Origin of the sequence: Nonomuraea sp. NPDC050691, from assembly GCF_040654455.1 — a bacterium.
Classification (GTDB): domain Bacteria; phylum Actinomycetota; class Actinomycetes; order Streptosporangiales; family Streptosporangiaceae; genus Nonomuraea.
This window is the reverse complement of sequence record NZ_JBFAIA010000086.1, coordinates 1-16,936: the sequence shown is the minus strand read 5'-3', so window position 1 is coordinate 16,936 and position 16,936 is coordinate 1. Positions and strand designations below refer to the sequence as shown.

The window sequence follows — 16,936 nt, the reverse complement described above, 5'->3', positions numbered from 1 at the left end:
GGTTTACCTCCTGACACAGCCCAACCTTCGCGAACGGGAGAATCCCACCATGGGCCCCTACCTCCTCGGCCTGCGGCTTTCCGGTCGCCGGGTCCTCGTCGTGGGAGGCGGCCACGTCGCCCAACGCCGGGTGCCCGCCCTGCTGGAGGCGGGCGCGGTGGTCACCTTGGTGTCGACCAGTGTCACCCCCGCCCTCGACGACCTCATCGCCGCCGGCCGCGTCACCTGGCGCGCCCGGCCGTACGAGGTGGGCGACTGCGACGGCGCCTGGCTCGTCCAGGCCTGCACCGACGACCGGTCCGTCAACACGGCCGTGGCCGCCGAGGCCGAGGCCAAGCACATCTGGTGCGTGCGCGCCGACGACAAGGACGCCTCCGCCGCCTGGACCCCCGCCTCGGGGCGCGTCGACGAGATCACCGTGGCGGTCACCGCGGGCGGCGACCCGCGCCGGGCCGCCGGCATCAGGGACGCCGTGGTCGGGGCCCTGCGCGACGGCACCGTGGACGCGCGCCGCAGCCGTACCAAGCCCGTGGGCGTGGCCCTCGTCGGCGGCGGGCCCGGCGACCCCGGGCTCATCACCGTGCGCGGCCGCCAGCTGCTCGCCCAGGCCGACGTCGTGGTCGCCGACCGCCTCGCGCCCCGCGCCCTGCTCGACGAGCTCGCGCCCGACGTCGAGCTCATCGACGCCGCCAAGGTCCCGTACGGCAGGTCGCTCCCCCAGGAGAAGATCAACGAGATCCTCGTGGACCGGGCCCGGCAGGGGAAGTTCGTGGTGCGGCTCAAGGGCGGCGACCCGTTCGTGTTCGGCCGCGGCGGCGAGGAGATGATCGCCTGCGGCCACGCGGGGATCCCCGTGCTGGTCGTGCCCGGCATCACCAGCTCCGTCGCCGTGCCCGCCGCCGCCGGGGTCCCGGTCACCCACCGGGGCGTCAGCCAGGAGTTCCACGTGGTGTCCGTGCACGTGGCGCCCGACGACCCCGCCTCCACCGTCGACTGGCCCGCCATGGCCCGCTCGCAGGGCACGTTGGTCCTGATGATGGCCGTCGAACGGCTCGCCAAGGTGGCCGAGGCGCTCCTGCGAGACGGACGCTCACCGGAGACTCCCGTAATGGTGGTGCAGGACGGTACCCTTCCGACCCAGCGGACGGTTATCGCTCCACTTTCCACCGTGGCCGACCGCGTGTCCGCGGCTGGGATACGGCCGCCGGCGATCGTCGTCGTCGGTGATGTCGTGAGGGTCGGCCAGGAGGTCGAGATGGTTCGAGCGGAGCGCTTGCCGTGAGCACGGCCATGGATGACGGGCGCCAGGAGTCGCCAGGTGAGCAGACGTTGAGCTTCCGCGCCATCAAGGACGAGGACGCCGTCGGGCCCGACGCCGTCCCACCGGCGGACCCCCCGGAGGAGGAGGCCGAGCGGCCGTTCCCGGAACCCGACCCCGAGGCGGAGCCTGTTTCGGACCCGGAGCTCGATTCGGACGTGCAGGCTGGCTCGGACGTGCAGGCTGGCTCGGACTCGGAGGCTGGCTTTGACTCGGAGTTCGATACGGACGCGGAGGCTGACTCCGATCCGGAGCCCGGTTCGGAGGCGGAGCTCGACTCCGAGCGGGAGCCTGAGCTCGAGGTGGAGCCGGAGCCCGCCCTGGAGCCTCAAGCGGCGGACGCGCCGGAGCCGCGAGCAGAGGTCGCGCCGGAGCCCCAGGCTGCGGTCGCGCCGCAGCACGAAACGGAACCCGAGTCCGCGCCCGAGCCGCCCGCCGACGAAGCGGACGAAGTCGACGAGCCTTTCGCGCTGGAGGACGAGACCTCGGAGCCCTCCGCGATCACGGCCGAGACGCCCGAGTTCGCCGCGCCCGCGGCTGAGACGCCGGAGCAGGAGCACGAGCCGGTGGAGGCGCCCTGTCTGGAGGACGCCCTCGCGGACACGGAGCCCGAAGCCGAGCCCGACGCAGAGGCGCAGGTGCAGCCGGAGGAGTCCCCGGAGCCGGAGCCGACGCCGGTGCCGGCGTCAGGAAACGGCGCGGGCGCGTACGTGCTTCCCCCCGAGACCGTCGCCGCCCTCACCTCCGCCCTCGACACCCTCCGCGTCAGCGTCGCCGACCTCCGCTTCGGGCTCGACCTGCCCGGCGCCGACGAGGCCCGGCAGGCGCGCGCCGATCTCCTGACCCAGCTCCACGACTACGTGCTGCCCCGGGTGCGCACCAACACCGCCCCCGCCCTGATCGTGGTCGCCGGCTCGACCGGCGCGGGCAAGTCCACGCTGGTCAACTCCCTGGCCGAGAAGAACGTCTCCCGCACCGGCGTCCGCCGTCCCACCACGGGCGTGCCCGTCCTGGCCTGCCACCCGGACGATCAGCGATGGTTCGCCGAGGGCGAGCTGCTCGGCGGCCTGCGGCGCATCGACAAGCCGTCGCCCGACGCCGGCCCCGACAGTCTCGTCGTCGTCCCCACCGAGAAGCTGCCCCAGGGCGTGGCGCTGCTCGACACCCCCGACATCGACTCGGTCGTCGAGAAGCACCACGAGATCGCGCAGCGCATGCTGGACGCCGCCGACCTGTGGGTCTTCGTCACCACCGCCGCACGCTACGCCGACGCGCCCGCCTGGAACCTCCTGCGCATGGCCAAGGAACGCGGCGCCCGCCTGGCCATCGTCCTGTCGCGGGTCCAGCCGAAGGCGCGCGAGGTGGTGCTCAAGCACTTCGTCCGCATGCTCACCGAGTACGGCCTGGGGGAGATCGACCGGTTCGTCATCGGCGAGTCCAAGGTCGTCGACGGCCGGCTGCCCGACAGTGAGGTGACCGACCTGCGCCTGTGGCTGGCGGAGCTGTCGGTCGACGAGGAGCGCCGCGCGCAGGCCGTACGGGAGACCCTGGACGGCGTGCTGAACAGCTTCCGCACCCGCGTGCCCGCCCTCGCCAAGCACATGGAGACGCAGGTCGCGTTCCGGGGCGAGCTGCGCTCGGACGTGGACGCCGCGTACCGCAACGCGCTGGCCGACATCGACCGGGCCTTCCGCGGCGGCTCGCTCATCCACGGCGAGGTGCTCGCGCGGTGGCAGGACTTCGCGGGCTCGGGCGACCTCATGCGCACGCTCCAGCTGCGCAGGCGCGGCCGGGCGGCCCGGCAGGCTCCCGAGCGGGTGCTGGCGTTCCGGGTCGCGCTGCGCGCCGGCCTGGAGTCGGTGATCGTCGCCGCGGCCACACGCGCATCCGACGAGGTGGCGGCCCGCTGGCGTCACCGCTCGCCGCTCGGCGCGACGCTGGTCGCCAACCTCGACCGGCCCTCCGACGATCTCGTACGGCACGCGGCCCGCGCCATCGCCGCATGGCAGGAGCACGTCACCGAGCTGGTACGCACCGACGGGGTGGCCAAGCGCTCGGTGTCCAAGCTGGTGTCGTTCGACGCCGACTCCCTGTCGCTGATCTTCATGGTGGCGATGTTCAGCGGCGCGACCACAGGGGTGCCGCACCGGCTGGTCAACGCCCTGCTGGGGGCCGAATCGCTGCGCGGCATCGGCGCCAAGGCGCTCAGTGACCTGCGCGCCCGCATCGGGATGCTGTTCGACGAGGAGTCCATGCGTTACGTGCAGGCGCTCGACTCGGCCGGGATCCCGGACGAGGCGGTCGCGACGCGCCTCTACCAGGCCACGTACAACCTCGAGGTGGCACGATGACCACCCCACTGCCCCCCGTGACGCCCCTCGGGGTGACCCGATGAACACCCCGACGACCCCCGGGACGACCCGATGAGCACGATGACGACGACCCCCTGCGTGAGCCGATGAGCACGATGACGACGACCCCCTGCGTGAGCCGATGAGCACCATGACCACCAGGCCCGGCCTGGCGCCGCGCCTCACCGCGCTCACCAAGATCGTTGAGCTGGGCCCGGGACGCCTGGAGCCCAAGCTGCTGGCCGAGGCGAGCACGCTGCTCAAGCGCGCCGGCGAGCGGCTCAAGCTGTCGTCGGAGCACACCGTGGTGGCGCTCGCGGGCGGCACGGGCAGCGGCAAGTCGTCGCTGTTCAACGCCGTCTCCGGGCTGGAACTGTCGCCCACGGGCGTGCGCCGCCCGACCACGGCCCGTACCCACGCCTGCGTGTGGGGCCTGGAAGGCGCCGGACCGCTGCTCGACTGGCTGCAGATCCAGGAGCGGCACCGGTTCACCCGCGCCAGTGCGCTCGACCGGGGCGAGAGCCAGCTCCACGGGCTGATCCTGCTCGACCTGCCGGACCACGACTCGATCAGGGCGCTCACCGACAACGAGGCCGACCGCCTCATCGGCCTGGCGGACCTGGTGGTGTGGGTGCTCGACCCGCAGAAGTACGCCGACGCCTCCACCCACCGCCGCTACGTCACGGAGCTCGCCGGACACGACGCGGTCACGGTGTTCGCGCTCAACCAGGCCGACAAGCTGAGCGCCGAGGAACTCGCCGAGCTCGTCATCGACCTCAACGACCTGCTGCGCCGCGAAGGCGTCGAGCACCCGACCGTCGTCCCCACCTCGGCGACCACGGGACGCGGCATCGACAGCCTCAAGAGCGTCCTCGCCGGGGCGGTCTCCCGGCGCCGGGCGGCCATCCAGAAGATGGAGGCGGACCTGCACCGTCTCGAACAGCGGGTGGCCAAGTCCATGCCGGTGGGCGAGGCGCTGTCCGCCCCCTCGACGGTGGACGACGCCCGCCGGCTCGGCCTCACCGACGCGCTGTGCGACGCCGTGGGCGTCCCGGCGGTGGGCGAGGCCATGGAGAACGTCTACGCCGAGCGTTCCATGCAGTGGGTCGGCTGGCCGTACCCGCGCTGGATCTCCAAGCTGCGCCCCGACCCCGTCAAGACGCTGCGCCTGGAGGACGTCGGGGACGAGATCCGCGGCATCACCACCGGCACGGTCAGCGCGCAGACGGCGGAGGTCGTCAACGCGGTGCAGGCGCTCGCCGACGGGTTGTCGGCCGACATGCACCCGGTGTGGCGGTCGTCCCTGCAGCACGCGGCCCGCTCACGTCTCAAGCAGCTCCCGCAGACGCTCACGCAGGAGCTGTCGGAGGTGGCGCCCCGGCTCGACCACGTGCCGGGCTGGTGGTGGCTGCTGAAGATCTGGCAGTACCTGCTGGTGGCGGCGTTCGTGCTGGGGCTGGGCTGGCTCGTGACCGGCCTGCTCCTCCCCGGCCAGTCGCCGCTGGGGTTCCAGCTCCTGGGTGACACGGCGGCTCTGCCGTGGGTGGGGCTGATGATGGCCTCCGTGCTCGGCCTCGGAGTTCTGTCGGGGATCGCCGCGCGCAACTTCGTGGAGCTGGGGGCGTCGAAGGAACGCGAACGGCTGGAGCGGGAGATGCGGCGCCGGGTCGCGGCTGTGGCGGAGTCCTCGGTGGTGGAGCCGGTGGAACGCGAACTGGGCCGCCACCACGCCTTCTACACGGCCATGCGCGCCCTGGCGGGCTAGCCGGCCGGGTCGGCTGGACTCGCCGGAGCCGGGGGGCGGCACCCTTCGGCTCCCGCTTGTGTCCTCCGCCCGGGTCCGCTGCTGGTCGTGCGTGCTTGTCGGGGACGGTCGTCGTGCGCGCTCGTCCACAACCGAGCCCGCCTTCCACGCCCCATCCACAGAACGTCGTTCGGCACCCCGCCCCCACCGCCCGCTCCGGCACCGTGATCCCAGATCGCGGGCACCCCGCCCGCAGGCATGGGAGGCAAACGGATGAACGACATCTACATCACGCTCACCGGCAACGTCGCAGCAGAGCCCCGCCAGTACACCTTCGAGGACGGGGCCAGGGTGACCTCGCTCCGGGTCCTGACCTCACACCGCTACTTCGACCGGAAGACCGGCCAGTGGACCGACGGTGAGAGGGTCTGCTTCGCGGTGCGCTGCTGGCGGTCCCTCGGCGACAACGTGGCACGGTCGATCAGGATGGGCCATCCCGTGGTGGTGTCCGGCAAGCTTCGTATCCGCGAGTTCGGCCCGGAGGGCGACCGCCGCTTCATGCCCGAGATCGAGGCCAGCGCGGTGGGTCACGACCTGCGCTGGGGCGCCGGCACGTTCGTCAAGCCGGAGCGGGGCGGCGGCCCGGCAACGGTGAGCAAGGAGATGCGTGACCGCCTGGACGCCGAGACCGAGGACTGGGCCATGGGCGCAAGCGGGTACACGGGCGGGGGCAGGAGCGCCATGGGAGGCGGCGGAGCGGCCATGGCGGGCGGCGAATCCGCCGCGGGAGGCGGCCGGGCCGCTGTGGCAGGAGCCGGAGCCGTCCCGGGAGACGACGCGGCCACCGTGCCCGGAAATGGAGGCGTCGGGGCCGCAACAGGAGGCGGGCCCGCCCAGCCGCGTCCGTCCTTCCCGGAGCCCCCGGCCATGACACCGCTTCCCCCGGCCCCGGCCGACCACGCGGAGGAGCCCGAAGTCCCGAGCCAGAACGACCAACTCGGCGCCCCGCAGAAGGACGGGCATCTCGTCACCGCGAACGCTGAGGCTCACATGACCGCCGCCGCCGCTGCCCCCGCCCCCGGCAAGGCGTCGTCCAAGCCTGCCCGCGCGAAGAGCCGCTCCTCCCGCGCCGGCAGCACTTCACTCCACATCCTCGGCGAGGACGACAACGAGCGCGAGTCGGAAGACGCGGAGTGGCCCACCAGCGAGCCGATCGCAGCCTGACCACGCAGCTCACAGCGGGCCCGATGCCACCGACGAACGCGCGGCCATCGGGCCCATGCATCGCAAGCGGGGAGCGATACCGGAGGCAAGTGAAAGGGACTTCAGGGCCGAAGAAGCCGCAGGCGTAGAAGGGAAGAGCAAAGGAGTTGCCAGAGGGAGGATACGGAGGGGGCGAGAACGCGTGCCGATTGTGACGAAGGCGGAGAGGACGGGAGGCAGGTCACGACCGCACATTCAATGTCGACCTCACCGCCGCCTGCGCCGTGACCGTCCGCTACTCGCACCCGACGAGAACGTCGCTCGGCTGCCCCCGCTGGGGTCACGCCCGCCTCGACTGCTTGGCCGCCACTACTGCTTGGGCCGCGCGGGGCGGTGGTCGTGATCACGATCCTCACCGGGACGTGGGCGGGCAGAATTCAGCGGAGAGCACGTCGGTGAAGACGCTCAGCGAAGCCCAGTCGCCGTTGACCTGGCTGGCGACGCGGTGCCTGCCGTCGCGGGTGCCCATGGCGTAGCTCCACGAGCCGTAGGTGGCACCGGCGTTGCCCCAGACGGTCACTCCGCAGGCCAGCTTCTGCTCGAAGATGCCCAGGCCGTACCTGGTGCCGGGGATCCAGCCCGAGCCGTCGGTGGCAACGGTGGTGAGCATCTCCCGCAGCTGAGCGGCCGGTAGGACGCGCCCTCCGAGCAGGGCGGTGAAGAACCGGTTGAGGTCGCCCGTGGTGGAGATGACGCCGCCGGCGGCCCAGGCGAAGGACTGGTTCATCCGCGTGGCGTCGTAGACGGTGGGCTGGGGGGCGGAGGAGAACAGGACGGAGTAGTGCACCGGGTGGAGGCCGCCGATCTTGGGGTCGGCGCCGGGCAGGGAGGTGCCGGTCAGGCGCAGGGGGCGGATGACGGTCCGGTCGAGTTCCTGCTCGAAGGTCTTGCCCGTCGCCTTCTCGGCGATCATGGCGGCGAGGATGTAGTTGGTGTTGGAGTACTTGAAGCGCTGGCCCGGCTCGTTCGTGGGCGGGTGCGCCAGGGCGACCTTCACCAGTTGTTCGGGGGTGTGGGTGTCGTAGCGGTGCTTGAACCACTCCTCGCCCACGCCCTGCCGGAAGAAGTCCTCGTCGTCGGTGTAGGCGTAGATGCCGCTGGTCTGATTGAGCAGCTGCCGAATCGTGATCTTGCCGGACTGGTAGGCGGTGGCGTCGAACAGGCCGGGCAGCCACCTGTCCAGGGTGTCGTCGAGGCTCAGCTTGCCCTCTGCCGCCAGCTTGAGCAGCACGGTGGCGGTGAAGGCCTTGGAGGCGCTGCCGATGCGGAACCTCTCCTGCGGTTGGCGCTCGCGCCCGGTCCTGGTGTCGGACACGCCCGCGGAGCCGAACCAGGTGTGGCGGCCGTCGCGGATCTCGGTGACGATGCCGGGGGCGATCTTCGTGGCCACGGCCTGGTCGAGCACGCGCTGCACTTCTGGATGGCCGGGGACGGACGACGCGGACGCGGGCAGGGCCGTGGCGACCAGGGTCGCGGCGATGAGCAGTCCTGCCTTGGCGGACATCGATGCGATCACATCAGTTCCTTTCAGGGGTTGTCCGATGGAGAGGATCAGCTTTCAGGGGTTGTCGGATGGACAGGATCAGAGGGTGACCGGCTGGCGGGGCTCGGCCTCGGCGGCGGCCTCCGGGGTGGCGTGCCTGGCCGCGAGGATCGTCCAGGTGGTGGTGAGCGTGGTGATCAGCACCACCGCGGCGAAGGCGGCGAGGGTGGCGGTGTCGGGGTGGATCAGTGATTGGCCGCGTCCGGCCTGCCAGGTCACCACGGCGACCAGGCCGGTGTAGCCGAGCGCGGCGCCGCCCACCAGGCGGGCGCGCACCCGCTCGTCACGCAACCAGGCGACCCTGGCGGCCAGTGCGGCCAGGATGGCGGTGACGACGAGCAGTGCCTGGATGCCGTGCAGGGCGAAGAAGTGCGGGACGCGGAAGTCGCCGCCGGTGACGCTCCAGTTGGTCAGGGGCATGCCGTGGCCGTCCGGGTCGCCGATCCCATGGCCCTGGTACATCGGGATTCGGGCGCCGCTCGCGTCGGTGACCGTACGGGGGTGGACGTCGGTGACCATCCAGTAGACCGGAATGAGCATGCCCGCGGTGGCCAGCCCCAGCCCGGCACGGATCGCGCGGGTGAGCGCGGGACCTGCGGTGCGTTGGATCAGCACCGTGATCGCGATGATCAGCTGCGCGATCAGGATGATCATGACGCCGGAGGTCAGGATCGGTACCAGCGTCAGGGTGACCGGGTCGCTCTGGTCGGCGTTGAAGTGGCTGAAGGTGCCGCGGGCCGCCTGTGTGGTGATGGCGCCGACCTCGGCGGTCGCGGCGGCGGCGAACACGGTGCCGACCCACCAGCCCAGCCGCTTGCCCTTGGTCAGCTTGGACAGCAGCCAGGCGAGCGTCCCGGCGTAGAGGGCGAAGGCGAAGCCGAACTTCAACGGTTTGACCCACACCGGCTCACCCAGCAGGGTCCGGCCGTCGATCACCAGCCCGACACCGCAGACGAGCGTCAAGACGAACATGAGGGCCGCGCAGAGCAGCAGCGGACGATGCCAGGACTTCATGGGGCTCCAATCGGGGACGTCGGCGCCGCGCACTTGGCGTTTACGACTTACGAAAAGCTAGCTTGCATTCATAATATCGTCAACATAGAAAACGGCTCTGACGTGCTCATTGTCCGCCGACTTGCAATGACAATGCCGCTGAACGCAAGGAGGTGAACTTGCAATGAGGTGAGGGCGAATGCAAGACTGCCCTGTCCGCATCCGTACGACCAGGAAGGCGCCGCCCATGCCCGGAGGCAGGCTGACCCAGCAAGACCGCCGCAACATCGCCGACGGGCTGGCCGAAGGGCTCACCTACACCGAGATCGCCGCCCGCCTGAACCGGCCGCTGTCCACCGTGACCCGCGAGGTGGCCCGCAACGGCGGTCCTGACGGCTACCAGGCCGACCAGGCGCACCAGGCCACCCGGGACCGCGCCCGCAGGCGTCTGCCGGCCTCTGCGGAACGCGATCCCGAAGCGGTCAGCGACCTGGAGGAGCAGTTCACCGCAATCATGATCAACACCGGGCTGTCGCGGATGACCGCCCGCGTGCTGGCCAGCCTCTACCTCACCGACAGCGGCAGCCTCACCGCGGCCGAACTCGCCCGGCGCCTGCGCGTCAGCCCGGCCTCCATCTCCAAGGCCGTCGGCGAACTCGAACAGCAAGAGCTGATCCGCCGCGAACGCGACCCCCGCCGGCGACGCGACCGCTACGTCATCGACGCCGACGCCTGGTTCCGCGGCTGGATGGCCAGCGCCCGCCAGAACACGTTGCTGGCCGGCTTCGCCCGCCAAGGAGCGGAGACTCTTGGAGTCGCCTCGCCCGCCGGAGCCCGGCTGGGAGACATCGGCGACTTCTTCGACCATGTCGGCCGCGCCATGCTGCAGGCGGCCGAGCAGTGGCGCCAGGCCTACGCCGCCAAGCGCGCAGCAGGCCAAGACTGAACAGCCGGTTCAGGCTCCACACTGCCGAAGGGCGGCGGCTCCACGAGGGGTTCTCTGTCCGGCTTCGCCGCATGGCCGTCGAACCCGCGGCGGTCACCGCGAAGGCGGCCGTGCGACGCGGGCCGACCTACGGACTGAAGCGCCCGACGAACGGAATCGGTGGTGGTGGCGCCCGGCGCAACCCCCGGCTTCCACTGAACTCTTCGCGGCCATCGGTCCCAGGTGGGTCACCGACGTGGCGGCCGCCCTGAGTGCCTGGGCGGCAGCGGCTTGCGGCGTAGATCATTCTCGGCGCCGACGGCTGGGTTCCTCGACCCCGCAGCCGGAGGGGGCCGGGAGGCGCGATCTGCGGGAGTGGCGGGCTGTGAGCCGGAGGGGCGGGCCAGAGGGCGACCGGGAGTCATGGCCCGCGAGGGTCGACCATGGGGCGAGCCGGAGGCGCGCCGGGGATCGTTACCCACAGGGAGCGACCGAAGGGCGGTGAGGTGGAGATCCAGATCGGGAGGAGATCTAGGAAGGCGGATCCACGAGCGAGAGGGACGAGCCGGAGGGGGCGACGAATGCCGCGCCGCCGAACGGGCGAGGCCAGTGGATCATAAGGACCGAAGGGGGCGTCAGGGACAAAAGCTCGAACTCCGGCCCCGGGGTTGGCGTCAAGTCCAGGTCACACCTCGCGCCATGGCTGCTCCTTTCCCGTGTTTCCCCGCTCGAGGAGTGAGCGGAATCTCCCTTAGAGACCACGATGACCTGGGTGGTCCCGGTGCCCAACGTAGCGGTTCCGATCGCACAACGCACACTCCGCAACTATTGTGTTACATATCGTTAGTCAGGGAGGAGACGTGATGGCGGCCCCTCGTCACACCCCGATCACGCCTCGCGACGGAGTGTCCACCCTGGTCGGCCGCTGGCCCCTCCTCGGGCAGCGGCGTCCCCTCGTGGTCTATCTCGTCGGGATCGTGACTCTCGATCTCGTCGCGATCGTCCTGCTGGCGGCGTCCACCCCGCTCCGCTGGCCGGACATCATGGCGTTCGTCGCCCTCATGGCATGCGGCGCGGCCTGCATCGAGGCGACCAGACGTCTCGGCATGCCCGCCGGCGTCTCCCGCGACCTCCTGTCAGCCTGGTGGCTGCCGGTGGCGCTGCTGCTGCCGTCCCTGTACGCCCTTATCGCGCCGATCGTGTTGCAGATCCTCCTGCAGTGGCGGGTAAGGGCGACGGTGCTGCATCGCCGGGTGTTCAGCTCGGCCGCCATCGGGCTCGCGGGCTGCGCCGCCTCGATGGCCTTCCACCGGCTGGTGCCCGATCCCGCGGCGCTGACCCGGGGCGGCATCGAGCCGATCGGCTGGGCGGTGGCGGCCGCCGTGGTGTTCGCCCTGCTCAACACATCGCTCATCGCCCTGGCCGCGCACATGGCCGACCCGGAGGTGCCGTGGCGGTCGGTCCTGTGGGACAAGGAGAGCGCCCTGCTCGACGTGGTGGAGCTGTGCCTGGGCGTCAGCGTGGCCATCTCGGCCGGCCTCAATCTCGGCCTGCTGATCCTCGCGCTGCCGCCGGTCGTGCTGCTGCAACGCAGTCTCCTGCACGCCCAGCTCCAGGCGGCCGCCCGTACCGATCCCAAGACCGGCTTGCTGAACGCGGCGGCGTGGCAGCGCGAGGCCGACACCGAGATCGTGCGCGCCCGGCGCACCGGCGAGACGTTGGCGCTGCTCATCATCGACATCGACCACTTCAAACGGGTCAACGACCGCCACGGGCACCTCGTCGGCGACCAGGTGCTGGCGGGAGTGGCGGCCACGCTGCGGAGCCAGCTGCGCGAGTACGACGTGGTGGGCCGCTTCGGCGGGGAGGAGTTCGTGGTCCTGCTGCCCGGGGCCGACGTCCACGAGGCGCGCCAGGTCGCCGAACGGCTCCGCAACCGCATCAGCCACATGGCGGTCGCCGCCGACGACGCCATGATCACCGTGACGATCTCGGTGGGCGTCGCCATCATGAGCCTGCACGGCGACGATCTCATCGAGCTGCTGGCCGCCGCCGACCTGGCCCTCTACCGCGCCAAAGAACTGGGCCGCAACCGCATCTGCCTCCCGGTCATCCAGCCCACCCATCTCGCCGACACCCAGACGGCCGCGATCCCGGTCCCCTTTCCCCCCGAAGACCCCCACCTCTTCCCCTCCGAAGACCCTCACCTCTTCCCCTCCGAAGACCCTCACCCCGAAGACCCGCCCCCGACGCCGGACCGCTCACGCAGCCCGGCCCCTCCTTCAGCGCCGGATCGCGCCTCGGACCCGGACTCTTACGTAACGCCTGACCGCCCACCGATCCCGGGCCCGTCCCAAGTCCCGAAGCCCGCCGCGGAGCTGTCGCAGACCGGCGAGTTCCAGCCGCCGGCGATCCCGACGCCCGCGCAGCTCTCAGAACACCCGCCACGAACGGCAACGACGTCAATCGCCGCTCAGACACTGGGCGACGATCCGCCGCGGTCCACCGGCCGTTCGCAGGGCGAAGATCGTTCACACCTTGATGAGCGGTCTCAGATCGGCGAAGCGCCGCAGGTGGTCGAATCGTCAGATGCCGCCGTCGTCCGGCAGACGCCGGATCCCCTCGTTGCCCCACAGATCGTCGAGCCGCCTCTCACCCCCGATGCGTCGTCAGCGGACACGGCCCCCGCGTCATCAGCGACGGGCCCCTCTCCAGTGGCCGACCCGTCATCAGCGACGGGCCCCTCGCCGGCGGCCCGCCGATCGCCGACGACCGGCGGGTCTCAAGAGGTCAGCGGGTCGCAAGAGCTCACAGGGTCTTCGCAAGAGGTCAGCAGGTCTCACGAGGTCTACGGGTCCCGGGAGGCAGGCCGTCCAGTAACGGCAGATCCGCCGCCAGTCGCGGTGCAACCGTCAGTGCCGACCGATTCCGCATCGCCCTCAGTGGCGCGGCTGCCCGCCGATCCGGCATCGTCCCCCGCAGCCCGGCAGCCACCGAGTGCGGCGCCGGCACCGCCGCGAACGGAGGGCGCCCCTGAAGCGGCGCCTTCATAGCCCCGCCACTTCCAGCACATGCCGTCCAAGCGACCGGAGCCCGCCACCCCCTGCGGCGTCGTCGCCCTGGGCACGCTCGGGCTCGGGTCTCCGGGCGCACTCGTGCTGGGTCCCACCAGTGCGGAGCCGCGAGCGTGTGCGGGACGGCCGGTAAGTGCGGGTGGTTCCGGTCGGTGGCCCCGTCGTGGCGGGTGGCGCGTTGTGGTGTGGGGCTGCCGGTAGATGTGGGATCGTCCGGTCGGTGGCGCGGTCGTGGCGGGTGGCGCGTCTGTGTGTGGGGCGGCCGGCAGATGGGGGATCGTGCGTGGCTCGGCTGCGGCCCGGTGCGCTCGGGGGAGGGCCGACCGGCAGGCGTGGGCGTCCTCTGCCGGTCACGTCTACGCGGTGAGAACCCCCGGGCCGTTCAGGCCCCGGTGGTGACGGACCGGGAGTTCACCGACGGGGATCGGTAGCCGCCCTCCTCGACGGCCTGGACGATCTGGTCGCGGACGCGGCGGGGCCGGGTCGGCAGGAGGGTGGTCAGATCGGTGTCGCGAGCCTGGAGATATCCGGCGTTGAGGTTGGACAACAGCGAGATCGTGTGGGCGATCTGGTAAGGCTCCAGGCCGCTGCCGGCCAGCGCGGCGCGCGTGGTGGACAGGGAGATCGGGTGGTAGCCGACCCGGCGGTCAAGCGCGTCGCTCAGGACGTCGGCGATGTCCTGGCCGCCGATCGCCTCGACGCCCTCCAGCTCGTACGTCTTGCCCGCGTGGCGGCTGCGGCGGCCCTGGGCGAGGTCGCGCTGGATCTCCGCCGCCACCCGGACGGCGACGTCAGCCAGGTCCTGCTTGGCCACGACGGACACCCGTCCCGCGCCGAACGCGGCGGCGAAGACGCCGGTCTCGGCGGCCGACGAGGCAGCGGCCGTGGCCAGTCCGACGGGAATCTCGGCATAGAGGCCGTTGCGCAGGATCGTCACGTCGAACGAGGCATCGGCGAGGCGTGCCTCGGTCCAGCGGTGCGGCAGCGCGATCGTCATCAGGCTGCCCGAGCTCGCCAGGCTCGTGTAGACGACGTGCCGGACGCCCGCGGCCTCGGCCGCGTCCACCACGGCGCCATGGCGGGCGAGCACCACGTCGTCCTCGGCGTACCCGGCCGAGACGAACACCAGGACGTCCACACCGCGGAAACCGTCGGCGAGCGACGCCGGGTCGTCGAAGTCGATCCGGCGCGCGGTCACCCCGTCACCCGAGCGGGTGCCGCCGACCACCTCAAGGCCGTCCACCTCAAGGCCGTCCACCGCGTCGTCGCCCGAACGGGTGCCGCCGGCCACGCCGAGGCCGTCCTCGCCGGAGAGACCACGGAAGATCAAGCCGCCGAGCCCGCCGGAGATGCCGGTGACGAGAATCATTTGACGCTCCTTGATGTTGGTGCAGGTGGGAACAGCACCGATCATCCGCACCGCGCTGCGGCACCGTAAGGAGGCACTTTCGTGTCAGTCACGAACACGGCGGTAATCCCCCAGGTCAGCGGCCCTGCGACCGCCGGGCCGTGTGGCGAAGACGACTGCGGGATCCGCGACGTGCTCGACCGGCTCGGTGATCGGTGGACCGTGCTGGTCCTGGTCGAGCTGTCCAAGGGCACACGGCGATTCCGGGAGCTGGAACGGGCGATCCCCGGCATCTCCCAGCGGATGCTCACGCTGACGACCAAACGGCTGTGCCGCGACGGGCTGGTCGAACGGACCCTCTATCCGACCGTCCCGCCGCAGACCGACTACCGGCTCACCCGGATGGGCGAGAGCCTGGCGGGCATGGTGTCCGCCCTGGCCGACTGGTCCCGCGACCACAAGGACGCCATCACCGCCGCCCGTGGTCGCTGGGACGAGGATCACCTGTAGGCCGGTCCAGTGCCCGACGTGGGCTCCGACAGGAGACACCCTCCGGCGTCACAACCCCGTACCCCCACCCCCTCCGCAGGCGGTGTTCGCCGGCCGACCGGCGGAAGCCCCGTCAGGAGCCCCTAAGCTAGATGTCATGCCGGAGTACATCTACACGCTGCAGCGCGTGCGCAAGGCGCACGGCGACAAGGTTGTCCTTGACGACGTCACGCTGTCGTTCCTGCCTGGAGCCAAGATCGGTGTCCTTGGTCCGAACGGCACGGGCAAGTCGACGCTGCTCCGCATGATGGCCGGCCTGGAGCAGCCGTCCAACGGTGACGCGCGGCTCATGCCGGGCTTCACGGTCGGCATGCTCCAGCAGGAGCCCCCGCTGAACGAGGAGAAGACCGTCCTCGGCAACGTCCAGGAGGGTGTCGCCGAGACGATGGCGATGCTCGAGCGCTACAACGCGATCGCCGAGCAGATGGCCACCGACTACAGCGACGAGTTGCTGGACGAGATGGGCAAGCTGCAGGAGCAGCTCGAGCACCGCAACGCGTGGGACCTCGACAGCCAGCTCGAGCAGGCGATGGACGCGCTGCGCTGCCCGCCGCCCGACGCCGAGGTGACCACGCTGTCCGGTGGTGAGCGCCGCCGCGTCGCGCTGTGCAAGCTCCTGCTGGAGGCCCCCGACCTGCTGCTGCTCGACGAGCCCACCAACCACCTCGACGCCGAGAGCGTGCAGTGGCTGGAGCAGCACCTGGAGAAGTACGCCGGCACCGTGCTGTCCGTCACCCACGACCGCTACTTCCTCGACAACGTGGCCAACTGGATCCTCGAGCTCGACCGCGGCCGCGCCTACCCCTACGAGGGCAACTACTCCACCTACCTGGAGGCCAAGGCGCAGCGGCTCAAGGTCGAGGGCCAGAAGGACGCCAAGCGCAAGAAGCGCCTCGAGGACGAGCTGGAGTGGGTCCGCTCCAACCCCAAGGCCCGCCAGACCAAGTCCAAGGCCCGTCTCCAGCGCTACGAGGAGATGGCGGCCGAGGCCGACAAGCACCGCAAGCTCGACTTCGAGGAGATCCAGATCCCGCCGGGCCCGCGCCTGGGCACCACCGTGATCAGGGCCGAGGACCTCACCAAGGGCTTCGAGGACCGGCTGCTCATGGAGAAGCTCACCTTCGACCTGCCGCGCAACGGCATCGTCGGCGTGATCGGCCCCAACGGCGTCGGCAAGACCACGCTGTTCCGCATGATCACCGGCAGCGAGACGCCCGACAACGGCTCGATCGTCGTGGGCGAGACGGTCAAGATCTCCTACGCCGACCAGAGCCGTGGCGGCATCGACCCGAACAAGAACGTCTGGGAGGTCGTCTCCGACGGTCTCGACCACATCAAGGTCGGCAACGTCGAGATGCCGTCGCGCGCCTACATCGCCGCGTTCGGCTTCAAGGGCCCCGACCAGCAGAAGAAGGCCGGCGTCCTGTCGGGTGGCGAGCGCAACCGCCTCAACCTGGCGCTGACCCTCAAGCAGGGCGGCAACGTCCTGCTCCTCGACGAGCCCACCAACGACCTCGACACCGAGACCCTGTCGTCGCTGGAGAACGCGCTGCTCGACTTCCCGGGCTGCGCGGTCATCACCTCGCACGACCGGTGGTTCCTCGACCGCATCGCCACCCACATCCTGGCGTGGGAAGAGGGCTCCAACTGGTTCTGGTTCGAGGGCAACTTCGCCGACTACGAGAAGAACAAGATCGAGCGGCTGGGCGCCGACGCGGCCCGGCCGCACCGGGTGACCTACCGCAAGCTCCACCGCGACTGATCCCGGCGCTCGCCGAGGCGTCACGCCGCGCACGCCGCGCACGCCGTACACCTGCTGTACGGCGTG

General features: G+C 71.0%; 11 protein-coding genes. 8 read left to right on the top strand and 3 right to left on the bottom strand.

From position 1 onward, the window contains the following. Positions 1-49 precede the first annotated feature (49 nt). The 4 genes from cobA (at position 50) to AB0H81_RS26755 (ending at position 6,637) form a co-directional block, all read left to right on the top strand. Positions 50-1,282: a uroporphyrinogen-III C-methyltransferase gene (cobA, locus tag AB0H81_RS26770; protein ID WP_358379992.1), complete on the top strand. Its 1,233-nt coding sequence runs from the start codon at positions 50-52 to the stop codon at positions 1,280-1,282. Further along, positions 1,279-3,669: a GTPase gene (locus AB0H81_RS26765; protein ID WP_358379989.1), complete on the top strand. Its 2,391-nt coding sequence runs from the start codon at positions 1,279-1,281 to the stop codon at positions 3,667-3,669. Before cobA ends, AB0H81_RS26765 begins: the two co-directional genes overlap by 4 nt. Positions 3,670-3,811: 142 nt before the next feature. Beyond that, positions 3,812-5,434, top strand: a complete 1,623-nt coding sequence (locus AB0H81_RS26760; RefSeq protein WP_358379986.1) for a GTP-binding protein — start codon at positions 3,812-3,814, stop codon at positions 5,432-5,434. A 252-nt stretch (positions 5,435-5,686) separates the two neighbouring features. After that, positions 5,687-6,637, top strand: coding sequence for a single-stranded DNA-binding protein (locus tag AB0H81_RS26755; protein ID WP_358379984.1), 951 nt, complete (start codon positions 5,687-5,689; stop codon positions 6,635-6,637). Between the two features lie 391 nt (positions 6,638-7,028). Here the strand turns inward: AB0H81_RS26755 and AB0H81_RS26750 are convergent, their stop codons facing one another. After that, on the bottom strand, positions 7,029-8,192 hold the full coding sequence (locus AB0H81_RS26750; protein ID WP_358379981.1) for a serine hydrolase domain-containing protein: 1,164 nt from the start codon (positions 8,190-8,192) through the stop codon (positions 7,029-7,031). A gap of 66 nt (positions 8,193-8,258) precedes the next feature. Beyond that, positions 8,259-9,233 carry a hypothetical protein gene (locus tag AB0H81_RS26745; protein WP_358379978.1) on the bottom strand — a complete coding sequence of 325 codons (975 nt, stop codon included), beginning with the start codon at positions 9,231-9,233 and terminating at the stop codon, positions 8,259-8,261. A 178-nt stretch (positions 9,234-9,411) separates the two neighbouring features. On the opposite strand from AB0H81_RS26745, the gene AB0H81_RS26740 reads away from it, so the two are divergent. Together AB0H81_RS26740 and AB0H81_RS26735 are read left to right on the top strand one after the other, a co-directional pair. Then, entirely contained in the window at positions 9,412-10,158 is a 747-nt protein-coding gene (locus AB0H81_RS26740; RefSeq protein ID WP_358379975.1) for a MarR family transcriptional regulator, read from the top strand. Positions 10,159-11,000: 842 nt separating this feature from the next. Beyond that, the gene (locus AB0H81_RS26735; protein ID WP_358379972.1) at positions 11,001-13,190 is read left to right on the top strand and encodes a diguanylate cyclase; all 2,190 of its coding nucleotides are present in this window, start codon (positions 11,001-11,003) and stop codon (positions 13,188-13,190) included. 403 nt (positions 13,191-13,593) lie between these two features. Here the strand turns inward: AB0H81_RS26735 and AB0H81_RS26730 are convergent, their stop codons facing one another. Next, positions 13,594-14,580 carry an NmrA family NAD(P)-binding protein gene (locus AB0H81_RS26730; protein WP_358379969.1) on the bottom strand — a complete coding sequence of 329 codons (987 nt, stop codon included), beginning with the start codon at positions 14,578-14,580 and terminating at the stop codon, positions 13,594-13,596. 81 nt (positions 14,581-14,661) lie between these two features. On the opposite strand from AB0H81_RS26730, the gene AB0H81_RS26725 reads away from it, so the two are divergent. Both AB0H81_RS26725 and ettA read left to right on the top strand, forming a co-directional pair. Further along, on the top strand, positions 14,662-15,069 hold the full coding sequence (locus AB0H81_RS26725; protein WP_358379966.1) for a helix-turn-helix domain-containing protein: 408 nt from the start codon (positions 14,662-14,664) through the stop codon (positions 15,067-15,069). Positions 15,070-15,205: 136 nt separating this feature from the next. Beyond that, on the top strand, positions 15,206-16,870 hold the full coding sequence (gene ettA, locus AB0H81_RS26720) for an energy-dependent translational throttle protein EttA (protein WP_358379963.1): 1,665 nt from the start codon (positions 15,206-15,208) through the stop codon (positions 16,868-16,870). Positions 16,871-16,936: the final 66 nt, after the last annotated feature.